Here is a 20,727-nt window from a genome sequence, read left to right as displayed (position 1 = left end):
ATTCAGCCTTGGCTTATAGCCGACTGCTGCAACAATAACGGCAATTCATATTCAAGACAGTCGGCCAGGGCAAGCCAATCGTGTCTTTCCTGCGCCGCGAGCATATTTTGAAATAAGGCCATCAAGGCCCCGCTGTCTTGCAATTCCGGCAAAATGCCATTGATTAAATCAAGGCATTCACCAAAATCATGTGAGCCATCGGCTTCATGGCCCAATCGCAATTTATGGGCCGTGCTTATCAGCTTGGGAACCAGGATGATATTGACTTCAGGCTTCATATTTTACACTCCTGATACAGGGTACCCTCAATGGCGGCCCCCTCCAGACTCGAGTTATAAAATGCAACCTGAGGTTGAGTCCGGATATAGTGCTCAAGTGCTAGCAAATAGCCCCTGAAATTCAGGTCGGTAACCACTTTTTCACCATAGCCGTTGATAACCCAATGATGTTTTTCACCTGTTATCTTGGGTCCCAATTTGCCTTCGGGCCAAAAGGCATGAGTCTTGTTTTGGGGATAACTGAAGTCACAGCCAAATAAGATGATTTGCTTACTCTTGAGGTATACCGCCAAATCTATGGCCGGATGGATAACGCTGCCGTTGGCAAACAAGCGCAGCTTTGGATAGCGGCTGTTGAGCTCATTATAGGTTTCATTGAGCGAATAGGCAGCGAAGCGTTCACCCGGCCAGGCATGCAAAACTTGTGGTTGGGTCTTGGGAAAATAGACCAACTTAACATTCGTTGGCAGCTCTTCGGGCAAGTGAGCAAGCGAAATGTTGAAGTCCACGCTCATGACAATATCCGGAATGATATTCTCGTGAGCCAAGGCCTTTAAGGCTGTATCTACGGCAATCATCAGGGGCCGCGTTTCCAAGGGCAACGCCCTTTGTGCCCTCAGATAGTGGTAATGCTGTTCCAGCGAAGGTCCTGTGCCTACGACCAGAGTCTTGCTTGGTTGATAAAGCATGCTCAATGAAGCAGCATCGGGATCCTGCTTTATGGTCTCAAGATTGTCAGCCAGCCGGCGCTGAAATTTCACATCGTCATCGCGGTGTCGTTTGTTGGCAAAGGCAAGATTATTTTGAAACATCAACAGATCGCGCAGTCTGGCATTATCGTCACTGATCAGTAACAGATCCGGTATTACCGCAATGTGATGCTGTGCCAGCGCATCTTGCCGTGGCTGAGGTTCCAACTCCACTCGCATATCGCCTAACCACTCACTTTGATCTGTGTAGCTGAGCAATAACACGAACAGATTCAAATTGAGCGGGCAGATACGGATCTGTTCCAAGTGCTTGTTATCAGCCAGTAAGGTGGGGACATCTCCCATACCTATACCGTAAACCGAGACGGTTCTGCACCCGGCCGGAAGCTGATTTATCAAAAGTTCCGCTTCAGCCAGGCGGTTATGACGGCTGCTGAGCTGGATGCCGTTGACGCTGATGGTTTGATTGGCTCCGGTCACCAACATGGCATCCAGGCTGTCGGTATCCGCTGCATCCATGGCCTGGGCCACTTCCGGCCAGCGCCGGCGGATAATGGCCATGTTGTGTTGCAGCAAATCTGTCATGGGGCAAATTCCTTGAACGGCATTGATTCTGCTTTAATACTAGAGCTTTCTCCAGGCATGAAAAAGCCTTTTTTACTTTAGTAGCAAGCTGTTAGCGCATTTTAAAGGGGAAGGTGTCATGGGGGGAGACATCCTTCCCCTTTTGAACTACAAAAGGCTTCAGGCTTCCTGACGCACGTGGGGGGCGAGGAATACCATAAAGTCGGCCTTGCCGAGCGGTGCGCCCAGGTGACGCAGTATGGCGTAGGCGGTGGTGATGTGGAAATACAGGTTTGGCAGCAGGTATTCACTCAGGTACTGGCGCGCCGGCAGTTCGCAGTAGCGTCCGGGGCCAAGGCCTATGCGTTTGATGTCGTCAAGCTTGGCATCATCGACAGCTATGCTGTTAACCAGCTCCTTGGTCTGGGCAATAATTTCACGGGCCCGGGCCAGGCTTTCCACCTCTTTCCCAAGGTTGTCTATGGGCTGATTAGCACACCACTGGGCAAAACCCCTGGCCTGATTGCACGCCAGGGCCACCTGGGCGCCGAGGGGGAACATGTCCGGCGCCAGGCGCTCGTCCATCTTGCTGTCCAACTCGCCAAAGTGCTTTTCGGCCTGGCTCAGCACATGGCCAAGTGCATCCAGTCTGCTGAGAAACAGGCGTTTGATTTCATTGATTTCAAAGTGACTCATGTTATTTCCCTGTCATGTGATTGGTGATTGCCGCCAAAGCGGCCGCAGATGCCCCGCTCATCTATACAAAGGCAAAATCGCCCCGCTAGCAAGTCCCCTTTGTCGGCACAGCATTAATTTTTAGTGTCATCGCACTGGCTGTCCGGGAATTGGTTCCCCGGGATTGGGCTGCCGACAATAAGACAGAGCAGGGGCTATCTTTGCTTGGCTTGGACTGGCTTAGCTTGGCAAAAGCAGGTCCTGCTTTGACCCAGGCGGCCAGCAGTGGGCTGACGGAGATTGGAAGACTGGTAAAGAGCTGCCCTGGCGACCGCCGGCGATGGCTGATTCAGTGGCCGGGTTCAGTGATTGAGCTCTGGGCCCTCAGCGCAATAACCATTGCGACCGGCGGCCTTGGCGCGGTACAGCTGGCTGTCTGCGGCCGCCAGCAGGCTGTGAGGCAGTTCTGTGTCCGGTACCATGGCGGCAATACCGGCCGAGAGGGTGACCGAGGGGGCTATGTTGGATGCCGGGTGGGGCAGGTCCAGGTTGTACAGGGCTGCGAGGCAGTTCTGTACCAGTTGCACTGCCTCGCGGCTGCCGCTGTTGGGCAACAGCAGGACGAATTCTTCACCACCATAGCGGGCCAGCAGATCGGTGGATCTGTGCAATTGGCTGTTCAGACCGGCGGCCACCCGTCGCAGGCATTCGTCACCGGCCTGATGGCCCAGCCTGTCGTTGTATTCCTTGAAATAATCCAGGTCGAACATCACCAGAGCCAAACTCTGTTTTTGCCGGCGTGCCTCGTGCCAGGCCCGCTCCAGGGCAAAGTCGAAATGGCGCCGGTTGGCTATGCCGGTCAAACCATCCTGAAACGACAGCTGCTGCAACTGCTCGTTGAGCTTGAGCAACTCGGTCTCGGCCTGTTTGCGGGCGCTGATATCACTGATGAAAAAGGACAGACCCATCAAGGCCGACTGGTTGTTGCAGATCTGCGCCAGCTTGACCTCCAGCACACAGTCGCGGCCATTGCCGAGGCGGCAACGCAATTCCAGGCGCAGCTGGGCATGCTGTGGCTGGGCCATTTGCTCGAGGACCTCCGGCATGCGGCGCTGCCATTCGTCGCCGGCGATATCACAGATACATTGATTGCTGAGCTCGCTTGGCTCCAGATCAAACAGGTGCTCCGCGGCCCGGTTCCAGCGCACTATGCAGCCGTTGACCGCCGTGGCCAGCATGGCCTCGTTGGCGGTGTCGAACAGATGCCGCAGAAAGTCTACCGACTGGGTATAGCGTTGCAGGGCCTGGGCACTGTTGCCGCCGCTCTGTTGCAGTTGGTTGTTGATCCGGCCTATAGCCTGCTCATGGCGATAACGCAGCCTGGCCTTGTGCAGCAGTTCCGGCAGCGGTGCCAGTGAATGCCTCGGCAGCACGCTTAGGTGTTGGCTGAAGCGATTCAGGGGCGAGGGCGGTTGCGGCTCTGGCTCATTGGACAGCAGTATCCAGTGGCACAGGGGCGCCAGGGGAAACAGTTTACGAGCGCCGGCCAGGGGCGAGTCCAGATCCGGCGCCAGCAGGCACAGCAGCAACGGCGCATGGGCTTGTTGCAACAGTTGCATGGCCCGGTCGACACCGTCAACACAGCTCAGCTGTACATCGCTTGCCTGAAGGACTGCATGCAGCTCCGGCAGCAGCGGATCTTTTTGTTCATCAGGCTGGGTCTGCGCCGGACTTTTAGTTAGATAAAGTACCAAGCCATCCATGAGCACTTACCTCTACAGCAGCGGCAAGTCGAGCAGTTGCCGACCAATCCAGGTTTTGAGCAGGTCAGTGGTGGGCGACATCACGTGGCCCGCCCTGGCGTCCCGCAGGCGCCTGCCTTGGGGGCCGTTTTCCCGGTAGGCCTGACCGCCCCCCAGGCTCATGGCCTCGTTGGTCACCCAGGTGGCGGTGTCGGCGGCATCGGCCTTGGCCATCATCAGATGCAGGGCGGTATCGGCCCGGCCCTGATCGCCGCGAAACGCCGCCTGATACAGCAGCGCCCGGCATTTTTCCACCCGCAGTTTCATCTCGGCCAGGCGCACCTGCAGCAGCGACACATCCGCCAATGATTGGCCCGAATGCTGGTAAACCCGTCGGCGCAGATGCGTGACGGCATCCTGCAATGCCGCCTCGGCCAAACCCAGATAAGTGCCGGCCATGGCGGTGAGGAAGAAGGGCGCCACCACCTCAAATACGTACCAGATTTGGTCGCCTTCCTCCCCCAGCAGATTGGCCACAGGTACCCGCAACTGCTCCAGCTGCAATCCCCGTGAAGAATTGCCGCGCATCCCCAGGCCATGCCAGGCATCAAGCCAGCTCATGCCGGGTCTGTCGCGGTCGACGATAAGGCAACTGAAATCACCGGCATCCGTGGCCTGGCCGCTGACCTGGGTCGAAATGACATAGGAGTCCGCATGGCCGCCATTGGTGACAAACTGCTTGGTGCCATTGACTTCGAAATAGTCACCATCGCGGCTGAGGCGGGTCTGGGGCAAATAGAAATGGCTGCCGGTGCCGGATTCGGACAGGGCCAGGGTAGTGAGGTGCTTGTTCTCGGCTATGGGGACCAGATACTGCTGTTCGTGAAAGGCAGTGGCCTTGCTGGCGATAACGGCGCTGCCGACGCAGTGCATACCAAAGCACAGGGCCGAAGAGGAGCAGCCCCTGGCTATGGTCTCGCTGAGCAGCGCCAGCGCCAGCAGGCCCTGGCCGTGACCACCCAAACGCGTGGGCACATGCAGCCCCATCAGATTGGCATCCGCCAGGGCCGCCATGGATTCCCTGGGCCAGCGGGCCTCTTCATCCACCCTGGCGGCATTGGGGGCTATGACTTCATCCGTGACGGCCTGCGCCACGGTTTGCAATTCCCGCAGCGCGGGGGAGATCAGTTCGTGCATAGCAGTGCGTACTACCTTAGTTCCAGCCGATGCCCTCATTGACGTTAGCCCCTTGCCCTCCAAGCTGCAACAAAAATTGGCTTGGGTTCCGAAAAAAATCATTATCATCATGCACTTTGTATCAAAGTGTACCTTTGATTCGGCGCTGTACTGGCCCGGGGTTAAACCCGGTTGGGGGCCTTCACTGTGCAAGGGAGAGACAATTTCAGCCTGTGGGCCGGTGGGATTTAATAGGGAGAAATAAGGTGGAGAAATGGGTGCGAGAACAGGGCCCTGCAAATCAGGGATGTAAGTCAGCGCCCTGCCTTTTGGGGCGAATATTTCCCTTAGTGAGCCCTAAAGGGAAACTCATGGCCCACAAGATATGCCATGCACCACTTCATTCAGATAAGGTTCCAAATCGATTGTAACGACAAACTTCAGTAAATAGGCCAGAGCGGCAACCGTGATAAGGGCAAGGAAGTAAAAGGTTATCGCATTCAATTTCGCCCACCAGCCGGTATGGACACGTGTCTTGAACAGCACGGCTGTTCCAGGTGCCGGCCATTGCCCTGAGTGCCAAACCCTTTGTCCGGCGCGATAACACAAATATGCGAATGCCGCGAGGATAACTGTAGCCGTGAAGAGAACAAGTCTTATCCATGGCAGCTGTTCGCTTATTGGTAGCGGGGCGACCCAGTCTCTATAAAGGCCTGCAGCGAATATGCAGACGTAGGCTGCCCCCAAAGGCAGCAGGCTCTGCAACAGGGCAACAAACCTTTGCCTGTAAGTTGGAGTGATATAAGTAGTCATGCTTTGCAGGATCCCGGACTTGATCGACTCTTATCAATAATGTGAGCGCTCATACGCCCTGGCCACCCAGGGGCAGGGTTTCAATCCGCTGGCCGAAACCGGCGATAAGTGGCCGTCCCTTTGCTATTGCATGCCTGACCGAATCCTGTGACAGTGACGCCCCATGTTGCGCCTTACTTTGCCAGACCTCGGTGACCCAGAGGGCATTTTCATCCTGCAGATCGTTGGAGACTATGTAGCTCAAACAACCCGGCATACCGGCTATGCCATTAATCAGAATCGAGGCAAGCTCATCCCGCTTTCCCGGGGTGGCGAGGATCTGGCCTATGAGGCCATACATCTGCTCCCCTGTGTCACTTTTGGGGGCTTGCGGCTCTTTATCTTCAGCGCCTGCCAGCAGCGGCGCCAAAGCGAGCCAACCAATAAGGGTTCTTCTGGAAATCATCCTGATTTACCTTTTGTTTGCGATGGGCCGGCTATCTTGGCCTGCCCGATGGAGTGAATGCCTATAGTGGCACCTTGGTTGCCCGATTGCACCTCCCATCTGTACAGCCCCGGGTTTGAGACCCTGTTTTCAAAGCATTTTCTGTTTTATTTCATGATATGAGTCTGGGTTTCCACCGACTAAAGTGCAGTATGCTGCGACTTCCACCACTATTACTATGATTAGATGACGGAAGCATCATTGAGCCTGTAGAGCAGTGTGTCCTGCCCAAGGGCGATAGATGGGGGCCGCGGGCCTCGATGCTGATAGATGGGTGCATCCAGGCTGCCGCGGCTTGTATGGAAGGGTTACCCCTTTGGCTCGGTCTTTGGGGACAGTCATTTGGCACTGCTTTTCGGTGCCGCCTTTTGGCAACAGAATCAAAAAACCAACGCTGGCGAATATCGAGGTGCTTATGCTTGGCAAATTCCTGAGAAACTACAAAATATCCCGCCGCATTCTGTTGATGCTGGTGCTGTCGTTGCTGGCTACCTTGCTGATGTTTGCCTATGCCCTGCGCAGCATGGATTCTGTGCTGGTAAAGGAAAAGGAAGCGCGGTTGCAGGCATTGACCGATGTCGCCATCAGCATAGTCAGTGACTTCCACGCCAAGGCCCGCAGCGGGCAGCTCACCGAAGCCGATGCCAAGGCCAAGGCCCTGGCGGAGCTCGACAGCATGAGATACGCGGGCAAGGAATACTACTTCACCATCGACAGGCAGGGGATGATGATCCAGCACCCCTTTGCCAAAAAGCTTGAGGGCACCAGCGTGCTGGCCATGGCCGATCCCAACGGCGTTAAGCTGTTTGCTGACATGATCCGTGTCACCGAGCGCAGCGAATCGGGCCTGGTCCGGTATATGTGGAATAAACCCGACGCCGACGAGCCCAGCCCGAAAATGACAGTGGTCAAACGCTTCAATGACTGGGATTGGATAGTCGGCACCGGCATCTACATCGATGACATTGCCGCCCAAAAGCGTGAATTTACCTGGCAATACCTGCTTATCTTCATTCTGGTGTGGGGCCCGGTACTGGCGCTGTTGCTGATGATAAGCCACAGCGTGACCGAGCCCTTAAGAGAAACCCTCAGCGCCTTTAAAAATATCGCCGAGGGCGAGGGCAATCTGACCCTGAGGCTGGCGGAGCGGGGCAATGATGAGCTGACCCAGGTGGCACTGTACTTCAACGCCTTTATCGGCAGAATTCAAACCCTGGTCAGTTCGGTGCGTGACTCGGTTGACGACAGTAAAAACCTGGCCACCGACCTGTCCAGGGTCGCCCACGAAGCGGCAAGCGCGACCCACAAAATGCAGCAGGAAACCGAAAGCGTGGCCACCGCCATTAACCAAATGGCCGCCACCGCCTCGGAAGTGGCCTCCAATGCCCAGCTCGCCGCCCGCTCGGCCGCCGATGCCGACAATCAGGCCGACAGCACCAATCTGGTGGTGACCCATGCCATGGGTAACATACGCCAGCTTTCCGGTGAACTTGAGGTGACCTCGGATGTGGTCCAGGCGCTCAAGGTCAGCTCCGGCGAAATCGGTCAAATTCTCGATGTTATCGTCGGCATTGCCGAGCAAACCAACCTGCTGGCACTCAATGCCGCCATCGAAGCCGCCAGGGCCGGCGAGGCAGGACGGGGCTTTGCGGTCGTTGCCGACGAAGTGAGAACCCTGGCCAGCCGCACCCAGGAATCCACCCGCGAAATCAACGCCATCATCGAAGCCATCCGCGGCTCGGTGGATAAGGTCAATGCCTCGGTAGCCCGGGCCCGGGATCAGTCCGACAAAACCGTTGCCGAAACTGCCCAGGCCATGGACGCCCTCGGCCTGATCAAACAGGCCATCGGCGAAATCAATGACATGAACGTCCACATCGCCACCGCCACCGATGAGCAAAGCGCCGTCATTGCCGAGCTCAACCTGAACATCACCCGGATCAACGACATCTCCCGCGACAATCAGTCCAAGAGCGAAACCGTCGGCCAAACCAGCGACCGTATTGCCGAAGACTCCCGGCAGATGGAGAGTCTTATCGCGGTGTTTAAGGTGTAATGGTTCAATAATCCCGCCTCAGCCAAGCGACGGAAAGTGGGGCGAGGCGTCGCCAGCCGCTATTTCAAGCACATCTTTGTCGGTACTTGTGGCAGGTGGGGCAGTTTTGAAATTCAGGAAGGGAACTCTCGCCGCAAGAGCGGCGAGAGTTGATGGGCGGAGCTATTAAATCAAATAATATTTAAACACATGTTATACCCTTTTCTTTTTGAATTCTTTACCGACATTAAGTGCCTTTGCTAAGCCATAAAATATTTGATATTTAACACCAGTCTTAACTTTAGGGGATATGTTTGCGTAGCTTCTATCCTTAAAACACCAGTGAATAAATGGCTTGTTATCTTCAGTATGCTCGATGTAGCAAATAACATTTAGATCGAACAGGAACTGAAGGAAATCGTTTGGCGTAGCCATGAATTTTGGTTTGTCGGCGGCAATTGAACGGATATGTTCTTGAAGTTTTTCAAATGCAGAAAGATAGAGCTCATAGTTAAACGAATCTTTGCCAGAAAGATATTCAAAGAACTTCAGAAAAATTTCGTAGTGATCTGCCCCGTAATAAAACGAAAGGTGATCCTTAACTTCTCCTAGTAGGTAGTTAGAATATTCGCGCTGAAAGTGAGAGTTTTCAAAGTCGTTCAGTGAGAAACTGGCCTTTGTTTGGTCCCCATTTGTATTGGCCTTCAATAGCTCAAGCATCGTCACGATGTCGCGCGGACGGTAATAAGACCAACGCAAAAAATTAATGAACGAAGTTGTTGTCGAATATTGCTCGTAGACGTTAGGAGAGTCCCAAGGGAAGTAGTTGTCCCAAGCAATCCCCTTCTCCGATGGCGGATCCTGTTGAATGCCAAGCATGTGATCAACTACTTCAAATAGTTGTGAGTTACGATGTGCGTTGTACTCAGTTCGCCAGTCGAGGAAAACTGAATTGTCGCGTATTTTTGTATTCTGATTCTGTAGTCCGATTGATTCGAAGATGTCAGGGCGAATTAGTAGCACCACCCTCATTCTACCCTTTCCGCCTTTTATTGATGGAAAGAAGTCGTTATTCATTTCCCATATGGCATTTGCAAGCCCTTTGATACATTCTAGATACTCTTCGTATGGTATTGAAGATGGTCGAATGTCAATGCCATCAATAAAAAGAATATGGTTCTGGTCTAATCGTATCTGTGAAAATGCTTCTTCGAATTTCTTTTGAATATAGAATAAGTTAATTTGAAATCGGCTTTCTGAAAATGCAATTGAATGTTTTTCTTCGCTTTTTAATGCAGCATGCTTATGCAGCAGTTCAGCTGCAAGTTTAGACTCTTGAACAAAACTAAGTGCCTGGATTATTTCTGGGGAGAAAGCACTTAAATAGTACTCATCAATGGCTGCATTCAGTGCGGCAAACTTCGTGTAATTAAGAAGTTGTGAAAAAACCCCTTCTTTATCCTGGACTTGCTTTGCTAATAGTAGGTATAGAATTACTTTCCAAATGCTTGAAAAGTCGGAGAGGGTTAAGTGCTTTTCTCTCTTAAGCGAAATGAACTTTTGATATTCAGTTTCTCTTACGTATCTAATATTGGCTGACGTATGTTTGTAATTATTATTGGAAAGGTAAATTGAATAGGCAGTTTTTCCTGTGCCCTTTTCACCAATTAAAAATGAAACATTAGGTAGGCAAAGCTCATCCAGATGCGTATCGCGGATGAATACACGATTTAGCAGATCCTTGTTTTCACGGCGCTTGTAATTCTCTGCATCAGCATAACCAAGCTCAAGGTCTTTAATTGGTTTCATTGTCACCTCTGCGTAAGTTGAGGGTATAACATTTCAATATATTGCCCTACAAATTAGGGCTACTTTGCAAGATTGGTCCACCTTCCAAGGAAGGAAGCGTATTACGTATCGGCGTAGAGAGCTAGTCCCCGCTGTTGCTAGTGAACTCGCTACACTCAAATTATGCTGTAGTCTGGCAGACTCGTTACCGGTTAATTCCATACAGCCCGTGCTTTCAGTGTCCTTGCACTCACTAAAAAGGTTTGAATGTATGGTACAAGAGTCCTACTTAGTTCGAACGTACCACAGCACTTTTCAATCGTCTGTAGGACATTTGCTCTTTTTTACAAAAAGTTGTGCTTGCTCAATTCCTGAATTTGCAGGCTTACAGGCAAGTTAGCCATGACCCTAAATCGTCTTCTTCAGTTACTTTGCCTCTGCACAGACTTTGTCTCTACGTTTGGCCAATTCTGGGCTGCTGTCTTGCATCGCCTTCAGGATGAGTACATTACATTCCTTATCTTTAAGCTCTTGCTCTGTTTTCTGCCTTGGTTTGCTTATGGTGGCAATCATGGGCTTGTAGTTCAGCGAAGCGTTGCAGTACATCCGCGACAGGCTGCGGCCTTTTTGACTGAGGTTTTTCATGGCCGATAGCTGATTACACAAATCGGTGAACATGGCTTTGGCTTGCTGGGTGCACTTGGAGTAGGGCGTTGCTTGTTGCTGAAGGTCGGCACAAACACTTTCTTGCTTTATCTGCCAGAGAAAGTGCTGGAAACGAATGTCGGTGCCCTGATAGGTGATCGTTTGAGCTGTGACCGTCATGTTCGCCGCATCAGCATAGGCGTTGGTGATGTTATTGCTCACCATCTCTACATAGGCAGCGAACAGTTGCGACAGTGGATCCATAACTCTTCCTTAAGTAACTGTTGGTGTTCCGGTTTGTTAGCTAGGGATATTAGCTATTCTCATCCAATTTTTAAATGCCTTGTGTCATTGGGGTAACAGTGCGAAAGGTTGCTCCTTCGCATCTGACTTCCACGGATGGAGGAAATGCCTGTTTTGTCAGGAACAAAACAGGCCATGCGATAGCGACATTGGTGCATCCATGCACGGCACCCACGGCAGGGGGATAAGAGTGTCGTCAGACTGCGAGATGAACAGTTTCATCTCGCAAGCGTTCCCCGAAGGCCTCTGGCCGCCACGCGGTGATTAATTGCATTAAATGGTGGATGCTGCATCACCTCAAGAGATTGCCGCTTTGCCAGCGGCACAAAGTCGTGGGTCTCCAACCCACACCCGGGCAAGGGGCTTTGCTCATCCAAAGCCCCTTGCAACCCAAAGGATGCCCCCGATCGGAGCCGAAGGCCCCTCGGATTTATGGGCGAAACGGCCAACGCGACAGACTCGCCTCCATGCTCGACTGTCACTACCTCGGCATCCATGCCTCGGTTGTTGCCGTTTCTTGCCCAACATCCTCGGCGGCTCCAAAGGGGGGAATCGGTGCAACAGTCGGACCATTGCTTTTCATTTCGGTACTTGAGAGATAAGTCCAATGCCGGAGTGGAACACCCTTAGCTTGCACTGCTGCACCAGTGACCATCGGCGACAGGACGTCGCCGCTGAGCCTCCATGGACGGATTCATGGCGTGTCACTGGGGTAGCAGTGCGAAGGCCCACGGCAGGGGGATAAGCGTGTCGTCAGACTGCGAGATGAACAGTTTCATCTCGCAAGCGTTCCCCGAAGGCCTCTGGCCGCCACGCGGGGATTAATTGCATCAAATGGTGGATGCCGCATCACCACAAGAGATAGCCGCTTTGCCAGCGGCACAAAGTCGTGGGTCTCCAACCCACACCCGGCAAGGGGCTTTGCTCATCCAATACCCCTTGCAACCCCAAGGACACCCCACCGACGCTGAAAGCCCCTCGGCCTTATGCCGAAAATTGGCTAGCGCGTCAGACGCTCATCCCTGATTCGACTGACGCTGCTTCGGCATCCATGCCTCGCCACGCCATTTTCGGCAACGTCCTCAGCAGCGTCGGAACGGGGAAACGGTGTCATGGTCACGCTTATGGGGAGGTTTAAGTTGCTCTGCATTCTGGATGTACATCAAATTTGATACTGGGGAACGGCAACAAATGCTGGCAAGGCGGCACATAGGCGGCACAGCCGATCAATACAGATACTGTAGCGGCAACAGAAACACAAAAATTGGCAGAAAAAGAGGAACTGAAAGAAAAGCTTGAAACTTGTGCAAGCAGTCACAAGCAGAAGTGACTGGTCTCCCCACAGGGACTCGAACCCCGATCGGTCGCTTAGGAGGCGACTGCTCTATCCTGTTGAGCTATAGGGAGACGCAGCTGATTATACTGGTTTTGGCTCCGATTAAAAGTCTTGAATTTTAATTGCTTAAATCTTAATCGCTATGTCGTTGAGCTGAATATTCAAGGTCGCCTGCTGCCCCTTGAGCACCGCAATGGCGCTGTCTTCGGTCACTTGCTCTATCTTGATGTTTGTATGTGAATTATTGGCAAGGGTACGCATCCGTGACAGGCGATCGCCGATATTGTGGGTCAAGACCAGCTGCAGCTCGTCGCCATTTTTCAGGCCATGGCGGCGGCCGAGGTTGATGATCAGGGTTTCGCCTTCGCGGGCCACCACCTGGCCGAGCACGGGGCGACACATCAGCGCCTCATCCATGGCGCGGCCGGCGTCGGCCAGCAGCTTGTCTATGCCGCGGCCATAGGCGGAGCGCCAGAAGCGGTCGCTGTCGGGGTCGACGCTGGCCTGCAACTCAAATTCCCAGGGCGCCGAGGTGTCCAGTTCGTTCTGCCAGATCACTTCGCCGCTGATGCCGTGGTACAGGGTCAGCCGCAAACGGAACTGGCGCAGTGGATCGCTGTGCCACAGTCCCAGCATGGAGGATTCGGCAGGCTCGGTGGCAACGCTGATAAGCTCAGGCAGCAGTACATATTGGCTGTCGCTGCTGTCGGCAAGCCAGGACGGCAAATGCTTGCCGCCACTGCCCATGGCCAGCACTTTGTCGGCGGCCAGATGAATAAAGCCGGTGCTGGAAGAGCGTTCCAATTGCGCCCCCAGCCGACGGGAAATGGCGGCGGGCAATTGGGTCAACTGGCCGTGGCGCAGCTGGGCGCGGTCGCGGATCTGCGCCTGGGGCAGCAGTATCGCGGCCTTCAATTGGCCCTTGGCGCAATTGGGCTCGACATCATCCAGGAGTTCCAGCTGCAGCTTGACCGTCAGCTTGTTGTGGCGGATCTCTTCGCTGATAAGCTCGATGCGGTTGGTCATCAGCATTTGTGCCAGGGTCAGGGTATTCTGGGTCAGGCGGCCATTGACCACCTGTTGCTCGGCATTAAAGCTGGCACCACTGGCAAGGCCCGCATAGCTGATGGCCTGGGCCACGGCTTGTTCACGGGCCTTGGCGACATCGCCGTCGACTATGATGGCTTCGCCTGTGGCCTGCTGCCATTGGGCGGTGCCGGGGCCGGACACCAGGGCCAGCAACAACAATAGGGTACGCATGGGCGAATATCCTCCCGGAGTAAACAGGTTTGGCGGCGGACACGGGCGCCCGCTCACCTTCGACCTGGACTAAAGCAAGATGCGTGCCTGAATAATTGCATTGCGGCAACTAAGCGGGGTCAAGTTTTGCTGCCCCGGGCCGATAAGAGACTATCCCTAGTCGGGGGATATGGCATCGGACAGGAGTTCGACTGCAAATTTTCCCTCATTATCAGGTGGTTGGAAATGAATAAAAGCCTAATTATTGCCACTGTACTGGCGCTGCTGGCGCCCATGGCCGGCCAGGCCGAATCCCTGCCCAAAGAGTCTCTGTACCAAGCCGAAGGTTATCCGGCCCGAGGCCAGGTCAATGTATTGGCGCAGCAGATGGTCAACGAGCTGTTGCTGCAAAACGATGGCCTGTTGCCAGAGCAGCCCCTGCTGGTGGCGACCCCGGTTTCCGTGGCGGATTTTCGCGGCAGTAATGAATTGGCCCAACAGTTGCAGCAAGGTTTGATGGCCGCCCTCCATGCCCGTTATTTCAACGTGGTGGATGTGAACCTTGGTGAGGCGGTGCGGGTGACGGCCCAGGGCGACTTGCTGCTCAGTCGCGACTGGCAACAGTTGGGGCAGAATATTGATGTGGGCCACGTGCTGGTGTCCAGCATGAGCCTGGCCAAAGACGGTCTGGTGCTGAACAGCCGAATCGTTGACACAGGAAACAAGCGGGTGGTGGCGGCATCACAAGCCTTTGTGGCTCCGGCACAATTGGCCGGCTACCTGGCACAATCGGAAAAAGTGGTGTCCCGCGATGGTCTGCTGTATCGCTATGAGCAGCGCGGCGAGGACAAGGTGAAGGTATTGGGAGACAGACCATGAAACATTTGATGCTGTGCCTGGTGGCGGCATTGACTCTGGGCGGCTGCGCCGGCCGCGATCGCTATGTGCAGTGGGAAACCGAAGCGCCGGAAAGCTTCCCCAAAATTACCGCCATAGGCTATGCGCCCCTGGACAGTCAACCGGCCAAGGAGCAATCCCAGAAGGTATTGATGGCGATGCAGGCCTCCAAGATTGCCGCCTATCGGGAGCTGGCCGAGCAGGTTTATGGCCAGAACATCAGTGCCGGTACCAGTGTCAACGACTGGATGGTGGCCGATGACAAGGTTAAGGCCAGTGTCTCCGGAGTGATCCGCGGCGCCCGGGTGGTCAAGAGTTACCCCGCCGGTGATCACTACGTCACCGAGCTGGAGCTGGATTTTGCCCAGGTGTGGGCTCTGTACCAGCAAACCCACAGGCCGCAGAAGGTGAAAGACATCACCTATTTCTAGGGAAACCGACTTGCTGACAACAAACCCGGCCATGGCCGGGTTTTGTTTTATCTGGAAGACAGTTTAAGCGCTGAAATCATTGCCCAGGGTGGAGATGGTCGAGGTCTTGCCCTTGTCGTTATAGGTCAGGGAACTGGCATTGCGGCTGACCTGCAGTGCCTGGGCCAGGCGGTTGAGGCTGGCGAGGTTGTGCTCTATCAGTTGGCCATTGAGTTCATTGAGCTGTTGGCACTGTGCCAGGCGCTCTTTGGCGTCCTCGACCCTGGCCTTGAGTTCGGCATCCTGACTGAGCTGCGCCCGATCCGGATGGGCCTCCAGTTGCTTGTCGTTGTGCTGAAGGGCCTGCAGTAACTCGGCCTTGGTGCCGCTTAAGCGCAACAGCTCTTCTGCCGCCTGTTGGATCAGTGCCTGCTTTTCGTCGGTGATCAGTTGCATCAGGCCATCAAGCAGGCGTTGCTGTTGCGTAAGCAGCGCGAGGAGTGTGTGTTCTGTCATTGCTGGGTCCCCTGATGTTAAACACAAGATCAAAAGCAGGCGTCAAAAACGTCGACATTGACCCTACTTTACAGGCAAATAAATGCAAAAGCCCGGCCAACTCTGTCGGCCGGGCTCGCGCTCAGTCTGTTTCCGCTTCAGTCGGTCACGCAAGATCAGACATCAGAATCGAGATCCTGCATATCCTTTTCAAAGCGGGCGATGTTGGCGGCCAGCTTTTCCGGGTCCACCTTATAGCGGCCTTCTGCTATGGCCTGCTTGATTTCGGCAATCTTCTTTTGATCCACATCGGGCAGGGCGGCCATGCGCGACTGAATGCCTTGCAGTTGTTGGGCCTGGGAGGTGATGACCACAGAATCATTCTTGTGGGCAGCACTGTTACCCTGGGTTTGCTCGGTCTTGGCAGACTGTTGCTGCACCTGTTGTGCAGGGGTATTTGATGCGCGTACGCGGGCAGCGTTGGCCGCGTTGCTCTGTTTGATGTCCATTGCCATGATAGGCTCCAAAGTGACTGAAACGGATTACTTAAACTTGTATCGGCGCTGCTGCCAAAAGCTTTAGCTATTTTTACATTTTAACTTCAACTTCTCCAACACCCGTCACTTTTGCTTCCAACTCCTTGTTGGAACTGCTGTTTCTAACTCTAATTTTGTCACCGATATTACCATCTGCCAGGGCCTCGCCCAATGTTTTTATCTGGAAGTGCTCACTCCTGGCGATAATGGCCACCGAATCGCCGCGGCAGACGAAACACAGATTACCGGCGTACACCGGGGCATCCTGGGCAATACGGCGTTTTGCCCGGGTGCCTATCACTTCACTTTCGGCGGCAAACTGTTGCCCCCGCAGCAGGCTTTTATCGACAAACGCCAGGGTCACATCGCCCTCGCCAATCAGCTCTCCTGCCCCCACCGGCCGGGTGGCCACCACCATGGGGAAAAGGATATCCACCCGCACCGAGAGAAATATCTGCCAGGGGTAGTCGAGATCGGGACTGTGGCACTGGACCTTGACCGTGTTGTTCTTGCCTATTTCGCGGTTGCTGGCAAGGGTGGCACTGATGCCGTCGCTGCAGCGTGGTGGGCTCATGCGGTTGTCCAGATTTTGGGCCTGGATTTCCACCCGGGCCTCGTCCGGTGCCTCGATTTTTTGTGCCACCGCCTCTTCAGCCGCTTCCCGTATGGCCGATAGGGTGGGGACAGTGGCAAGGTCGGCGGCCCAAACCGGGGACGTCGAAACTGCGAGAAAGATCCAAATAAACTGTGCTAACTTTAGTTTCATAATGAAGAGACTAGCTTGTCACGCCAGAATACACCTATACTTTCAAAAAATTGGCCTCAATGGCAGTCATCCGTCGCGGTGTGCTGTCAAAAGTTTGACGGCAATGGAATGCGATGGGTCATAGCGGGATTAAAGCAAGTTATATGCCTATACTCTTCAGCATGACAAGGCACCCTCATTCAGAATCATAACTAAGGCGAACTTATGTCGAGCATTCTTGAGTCAGTCAATAAACGTACCCAGTTGGTGGGGCAAAACCGCTTGGAGTTGTTGCTGTTCAAGCTCAACGGCCGCCAACGGTATGGGATTAACGTTTTCAAGGTCAAGGAAGTATTGCAATGCCCACCTTTGACCGCGCTGCCCAGACTCAATCCCTTTGTACGTGGGGTCGCCCATATACGCGGCTCTACCATTTCCGTCATTGATTTGAGTGCCGCCACCGGTGGTCGCCCGATTGAGAACATCCAGAACTGTTTCATTATTATCTCAGAGTACAACCGTTCGGTGCAGGGCTTTCTGGTCAGTTCGGTGGAGCGGATCATCAACATTAACTGGGAAGCCATCATGCCGCCTCCCAAGGGCGCCGGTCGTTATTCCTATCTGACTGCGGTGACCGAGATCGACGGCGAGCTGGTGGAAATCCTCGATGTGGAGAAGATCCTCGATGAGATCTCCCCGGTCAAAACGTCCATCAGCGAAGAGATGGATGCCAACCTGACCATAGACAGGGATCAGCACTTCCACATTATGGTCATCGACGATTCGGCCGTGGCCCGTAAGCAGATTATTCGTGCTCTGAGTTCGCTCAACCTGCAGATCGATACCGCCAAAGACGGTCGTGAGGCCCTGGATAAACTGAAATCCATTGCCACCGAAATGGACAATGTCGCCACCGAGATCCCTTTGATTATTTCGGATATCGAAATGCCGGAAATGGATGGCTATACCCTGACGGCGGAAATTCGCGACGATCCCAAGCTCAAGCACATCAAGGTGGTGCTGCATACCTCCCTGAGCGGCGTGTTCAACCAGGCCATGGTGCAAAAGGTTGGTGCCAACGATTTTATTGCCAAGTTCAACCCCGATGAATTGGCGGCTGCGGTCAACAAACACCTGAGCCTGTAGCAGGAAAGGGCAGTCGAGCTTGTGTTAGGGATTGCCATGCTGTATAAAGCGCCGCTTGTTTTATAGAAGTGTTTCAGAAGCTTGGCTCCGGCGGGGCGGACTTCAACAGAGTGCAGGAAGTAAAGGGTGACTGATAAATCACTGGCTGAGGCTGAGTACAATCAATTCAGGTTGTTCCTGGAACAACACAGCGGCATAGTGCTGGGTGAAAACAAGCAATACCTGGTACGCAGCCGTCTGGCCCCGCTGATGGGCAAGTACGGCCTGCCGTCCCTGAATGAAGTGGTCAAGCACGCCATGAAGCCCACGGAGCGGCAGTTGCGCACCGAAGTGATTGACGCCATGACCACCAACGAGACTTTGTGGTTCAGGGACAGATACCCCTTCGAGCTGTTGGCCAGCGCCCTGTTGCCCGAATTTGGCCGCCTCGGCCGCCCCTTGAAAATCTGGTCGGCGGCCTGTTCCTCAGGTCAGGAACCCTATTCCCTGGCCATGACCATTTTGGAATATCAGCAGAAACGTCCCGGGGCCTTGCCCATGGGGGCAGCCATTCAGGCCACGGATCTGTCGCCTTCCATGCTGGATCGTTGCCGCAACGCCGAATACGATAATCTGGCCCTCGGCAGGGGACTGTCTGAGGAGCGAAAGCGTCAATTTTTTGAGGCTCTTCCCGGCGGCAATATGCGGGTCAGGGACAATGTCCGCCGTATGGTCAACTTCCGTGCCCACAATTTGCTGGAAAGCTATGCGCTGCTCGGCAAGTTTGACATTATCTTTTGCCGCAACGTGCTTATCTATTTTGCCCCCGAGGCAAAGGCAAAGATACTGCGGCAATTTGCTGCCGCCCTCAATCCCAAGGGCATACTCTTTCTCGGAGCCTCCGAATCCATTGCCGGCCTGACCGATGAGTTTGACATGATCCGCTGTAACCCGGGGATCTACTACCAGAAACGCACCTGAGTTAATAACTCACTGTTTTAAAATAATTAATCAGTAATCCTCTCATCGCTGGCAGGTATCTGTCAGCGCCTTCTGAATAAAATCTCCTTTCGATATTTTTTTGGCACGCGTGTTGCTTAATCTCAGTCCAAGTGACAGAGGAGGCAATTTTATGGCGATCAGTTTTGACAAGGCATTGGGAGTTCACCAGTACACCCTGGGGATCCGCGCCGAGCGTGCTGAAGTGCTTTCCAGCAACATTGCCAATGCCGATACCCCCCATTACAAGGCCCGGGATGTGGACTTCCAGGCTGCGCTGCAATCGGCCAAGAGCCAGCAACGCGGTTTGAGCATGAGTCAAACCAGCGAGCGCCACTTCGATCTGGCAGCCCTGACCCGGCAGCATATCCAGTTCCGGGTGCCCAACCAGCCGGATACGGGTGATGGCAACACTGTCGATATCCAACAGGAGCAGTCGGCCTTTATGCAGAATGCCCTCGAGTACCAGATGTCCCTGGGTTTTCTCGAAGGCAAGTTCAACGGCATGAAGAAGGCGATTAAAGGAGATTAACCATGAGCTTGTTTAATATCTTCAATGTGTCTGGCTCGGGAATGACGGCCCAATCGGTCCGGCTCAATACCACCGCCAGTAACATAGCCAACGCCGACTCTGTTTCCAGCAGCGTTGATCAGACATACAGGGCCAGACATCCGGTATTTGAGGCCGAAATGGCCAAGGCCGCCAGTCAGCAGCAGGCCTCCACCGCCGTATCGGTGCGCGGTATTGTCGAGAGCGACAAGCCGCTGCAAAAGGAATATGCCCCGGATCACCCCCTGGCGGACACCGATGGCTACATATACAAGCCCAATGTGAATGTGATGGAAGAGATGGCAGACATGATCTCCGCCTCCCGCTCCTACCAGATGAATGCCCAGGTGGCTGATGCGGCCAAGTCTATGCTGCAACAGACACTCAGGATGGGAAGATAATATGACGCACAGCGCAGGAGGTCATAAGTGAGCCTCGTTAACTCAGTAGGTCAGACGCCGGCCAGGACCCAGTCCAGCAGTGGACAGGTTCAGAGCAGTTCCGGCAACCCGTTTCTGGACAATATCAGGCTGCAGGGAGAACCGGCAGAGCCCGAAAACAAAAACCAACAGCTGGACCAGGACGATTTTTTTGCCCTGCTCAGTCAGCAGTTGTCGATGCAGGATCCGTTCAAACCTGTGGACAACGATCAGATGATCGCCCAGATGGCGTCCTTCTCGACCGTGGATGGGATCTCCAAGCTCAACGACGAGATACTTAACCTCAACGGCGTCATGTCTTCCAGTCAGGCGCTGCAGGCGTCGGGCCTGGTGGGGCAGAAGGTATTGATCCCGTCTTCGACCGGTTACCTGTCGGCTGCGGATCCGGAAATTCGCGGCGTGGTCAGCACCCCCGAGGTGATTAAGGACATCACGATTCGTATCGAGGATGACAAAGGTCAGTTGGTGAAGTCTTACACCATTGACGGCAGTGCCGGCGGCAACGTCGAAGTGGCCTGGGATGGCTTGGATAAGGATGGCAAACCGGCCCCGGATGGTGCTTATACCATCAAGGCCAGCGGCAAGGTGGATGGCAAGGCCCAGGAATTGCCTGTATCTACCTATGCCCACGTATCAAGTGTGTCTCTGGGAACTGCGGCCACCGGCGCAATTTTGAACCTGCGCGGTATCGGCGGCATTAAATTGGCGGACGTCCTGGCGGTTTCTGAAACCTGACCGGACT

At 54.1% G+C, this 20,727-nt stretch carries 21 protein-coding genes and 1 tRNA gene; 8 read left to right on the top strand and 14 right to left on the bottom strand.

Annotation, left to right across the window (positions count from 1 at the left end; all coding sequences use genetic code 11):
- Nucleotides 1-2 precede the first annotated feature (2 nt).
- The 7 genes from JYB85_RS12300 to JYB85_RS12270 all read right to left on the bottom strand — a co-directional run bounded on the left by JYB85_RS12300 (nt 3) and on the right by JYB85_RS12270 (nt 6,403).
- Entirely contained in the window at nt 3-278 is a 276-nt protein-coding gene (locus JYB85_RS12300) for a hypothetical protein (protein ID WP_207379539.1), read from the bottom strand.
- Nucleotides 275-1,573: a motility associated factor glycosyltransferase family protein gene (locus JYB85_RS12295; protein ID WP_207379538.1), complete on the bottom strand. Its 1,299-nt coding sequence runs from the start codon at nt 1,571-1,573 to the stop codon at nt 275-277. Before JYB85_RS12295 ends, JYB85_RS12300 begins: the two co-directional genes overlap by 4 nt.
- 159 nt (nt 1,574-1,732) lie before the next feature.
- The gene (locus JYB85_RS12290; protein WP_207379537.1) at nt 1,733-2,248 is read right to left on the bottom strand and encodes a DUF1993 domain-containing protein; all 516 of its coding nucleotides are present in this window, start codon (nt 2,246-2,248) and stop codon (nt 1,733-1,735) included.
- A gap of 341 nt (nt 2,249-2,589) precedes the next feature.
- Nucleotides 2,590-3,990: a sensor domain-containing diguanylate cyclase gene (locus JYB85_RS12285; protein WP_207379536.1), complete on the bottom strand. Its 1,401-nt coding sequence runs from the start codon at nt 3,988-3,990 to the stop codon at nt 2,590-2,592.
- Nucleotides 3,991-4,002: 12 nt separating this feature from the next.
- Nucleotides 4,003-5,166 (bottom strand): acyl-CoA dehydrogenase family protein, encoded by a 1,164-nt coding sequence (locus JYB85_RS12280; RefSeq protein WP_207379535.1) that lies wholly within the window; start codon nt 5,164-5,166, stop codon nt 4,003-4,005.
- Between the two features lie 348 nt (nt 5,167-5,514).
- A complete protein-coding gene (locus JYB85_RS12275; protein WP_207379534.1) occupies nt 5,515-5,958 on the bottom strand; it encodes a hypothetical protein in 444 nt (147 codons plus the stop codon).
- A gap of 49 nt (nt 5,959-6,007) precedes the next feature.
- Nucleotides 6,008-6,403: a putative quinol monooxygenase gene (locus JYB85_RS12270; RefSeq protein ID WP_207379533.1), complete on the bottom strand. Its 396-nt coding sequence runs from the start codon at nt 6,401-6,403 to the stop codon at nt 6,008-6,010.
- A 454-nt stretch (nt 6,404-6,857) separates the two neighbouring features.
- Here JYB85_RS12270 and JYB85_RS12265 point away from each other — a divergent pair, with 454 nt between their 5' ends.
- Nucleotides 6,858-8,498 carry a methyl-accepting chemotaxis protein gene (locus JYB85_RS12265; RefSeq protein ID WP_207379532.1) on the top strand — a complete coding sequence of 547 codons (1,641 nt, stop codon included), beginning with the start codon at nt 6,858-6,860 and terminating at the stop codon, nt 8,496-8,498.
- Nucleotides 8,499-8,690: 192 nt separating this feature from the next.
- On the opposite strand, the gene JYB85_RS12260 is transcribed toward JYB85_RS12265, so the two are convergent.
- The 4 genes from JYB85_RS12260 to JYB85_RS12245 all read right to left on the bottom strand — a co-directional run bounded on the left by JYB85_RS12260 (nt 8,691) and on the right by JYB85_RS12245 (nt 13,809).
- Nucleotides 8,691-10,286, bottom strand: a complete 1,596-nt coding sequence (locus tag JYB85_RS12260; protein ID WP_207379531.1) for a P-loop ATPase, Sll1717 family — start codon at nt 10,284-10,286, stop codon at nt 8,691-8,693.
- A 405-nt stretch (nt 10,287-10,691) separates the two neighbouring features.
- Nucleotides 10,692-11,174, bottom strand: coding sequence for a hypothetical protein (locus JYB85_RS12255; RefSeq protein WP_207379530.1), 483 nt, complete (start codon nt 11,172-11,174; stop codon nt 10,692-10,694).
- Nucleotides 11,175-12,544: 1,370 nt separating this feature from the next.
- Nucleotides 12,545-12,620 (bottom strand) — tRNA-Arg (locus JYB85_RS12250).
- A gap of 55 nt (nt 12,621-12,675) precedes the next feature.
- Entirely contained in the window at nt 12,676-13,809 is a 1,134-nt protein-coding gene (locus tag JYB85_RS12245) for a flagellar assembly protein FlgT (RefSeq protein ID WP_207379529.1), read from the bottom strand.
- 225 nt (nt 13,810-14,034) lie between these two features.
- Here JYB85_RS12245 and JYB85_RS12240 point away from each other — a divergent pair, with 225 nt between their 5' ends.
- Entirely contained in the window at nt 14,035-14,667 is a 633-nt protein-coding gene (locus JYB85_RS12240; protein WP_207379528.1) for a FlgO family outer membrane protein, read from the top strand.
- Nucleotides 14,664-15,116, top strand: coding sequence for an LPP20 family lipoprotein (locus JYB85_RS12235; protein ID WP_207379527.1), 453 nt, complete (start codon nt 14,664-14,666; stop codon nt 15,114-15,116). The genes JYB85_RS12240 and JYB85_RS12235 overlap by 4 nt, the downstream gene beginning before the upstream one ends.
- A gap of 63 nt (nt 15,117-15,179) precedes the next feature.
- On the opposite strand, the gene JYB85_RS12230 is transcribed toward JYB85_RS12235, so the two are convergent.
- The 3 genes from JYB85_RS12230 to flgA form a co-directional block, all read right to left on the bottom strand.
- Nucleotides 15,180-15,611 (bottom strand): flagella synthesis protein FlgN, encoded by a 432-nt coding sequence (locus JYB85_RS12230; protein WP_207320277.1) that lies wholly within the window; start codon nt 15,609-15,611, stop codon nt 15,180-15,182.
- Between the two features lie 155 nt (nt 15,612-15,766).
- Nucleotides 15,767-16,105: a flagellar biosynthesis anti-sigma factor FlgM gene (gene flgM, locus JYB85_RS12225; protein WP_207379526.1), complete on the bottom strand. Its 339-nt coding sequence runs from the start codon at nt 16,103-16,105 to the stop codon at nt 15,767-15,769.
- A 73-nt stretch (nt 16,106-16,178) separates the two neighbouring features.
- On the bottom strand, nt 16,179-16,892 hold the full coding sequence (gene flgA, locus JYB85_RS12220; RefSeq protein WP_207379525.1) for a flagellar basal body P-ring formation chaperone FlgA: 714 nt from the start codon (nt 16,890-16,892) through the stop codon (nt 16,179-16,181).
- A gap of 204 nt (nt 16,893-17,096) precedes the next feature.
- Between flgA and JYB85_RS12215 the strand changes: the two genes are divergently transcribed.
- The 5 genes from JYB85_RS12215 (at nt 17,097) to flgD (ending at nt 20,720) form a co-directional block, all read left to right on the top strand.
- Nucleotides 17,097-18,017: a chemotaxis protein CheV gene (locus JYB85_RS12215; protein ID WP_207379524.1), complete on the top strand. Its 921-nt coding sequence runs from the start codon at nt 17,097-17,099 to the stop codon at nt 18,015-18,017.
- A 126-nt stretch (nt 18,018-18,143) separates the two neighbouring features.
- Entirely contained in the window at nt 18,144-18,977 is an 834-nt protein-coding gene (locus tag JYB85_RS12210) for a CheR family methyltransferase (protein WP_207320273.1), read from the top strand.
- Nucleotides 18,978-19,128: 151 nt separating this feature from the next.
- Complete coding sequence (flgB, locus tag JYB85_RS12205) at nt 19,129-19,527, top strand: flagellar basal body rod protein FlgB (protein ID WP_207320272.1); 399 nt, start codon at nt 19,129-19,131, stop codon at nt 19,525-19,527.
- Nucleotides 19,528-19,529: 2 nt separating this feature from the next.
- Nucleotides 19,530-19,946 carry a flagellar basal body rod protein FlgC gene (gene flgC, locus JYB85_RS12200; protein WP_207379523.1) on the top strand — a complete coding sequence of 139 codons (417 nt, stop codon included), beginning with the start codon at nt 19,530-19,532 and terminating at the stop codon, nt 19,944-19,946.
- A 27-nt stretch (nt 19,947-19,973) separates the two neighbouring features.
- Nucleotides 19,974-20,720: a flagellar hook assembly protein FlgD gene (flgD, locus tag JYB85_RS12195; protein WP_207379522.1), complete on the top strand. Its 747-nt coding sequence runs from the start codon at nt 19,974-19,976 to the stop codon at nt 20,718-20,720.
- Nucleotides 20,721-20,727 lie beyond the last annotated feature (7 nt).

The organism is Shewanella sedimentimangrovi, from assembly GCF_017354965.1.
Taxonomy (GTDB): Bacteria; Pseudomonadota; Gammaproteobacteria; order Enterobacterales; family Shewanellaceae; genus Shewanella; species Shewanella cyperi.
Note: the sequence above shows the minus strand (reverse complement) of the source record. Positions and strands in the feature narration are given on the sequence as shown.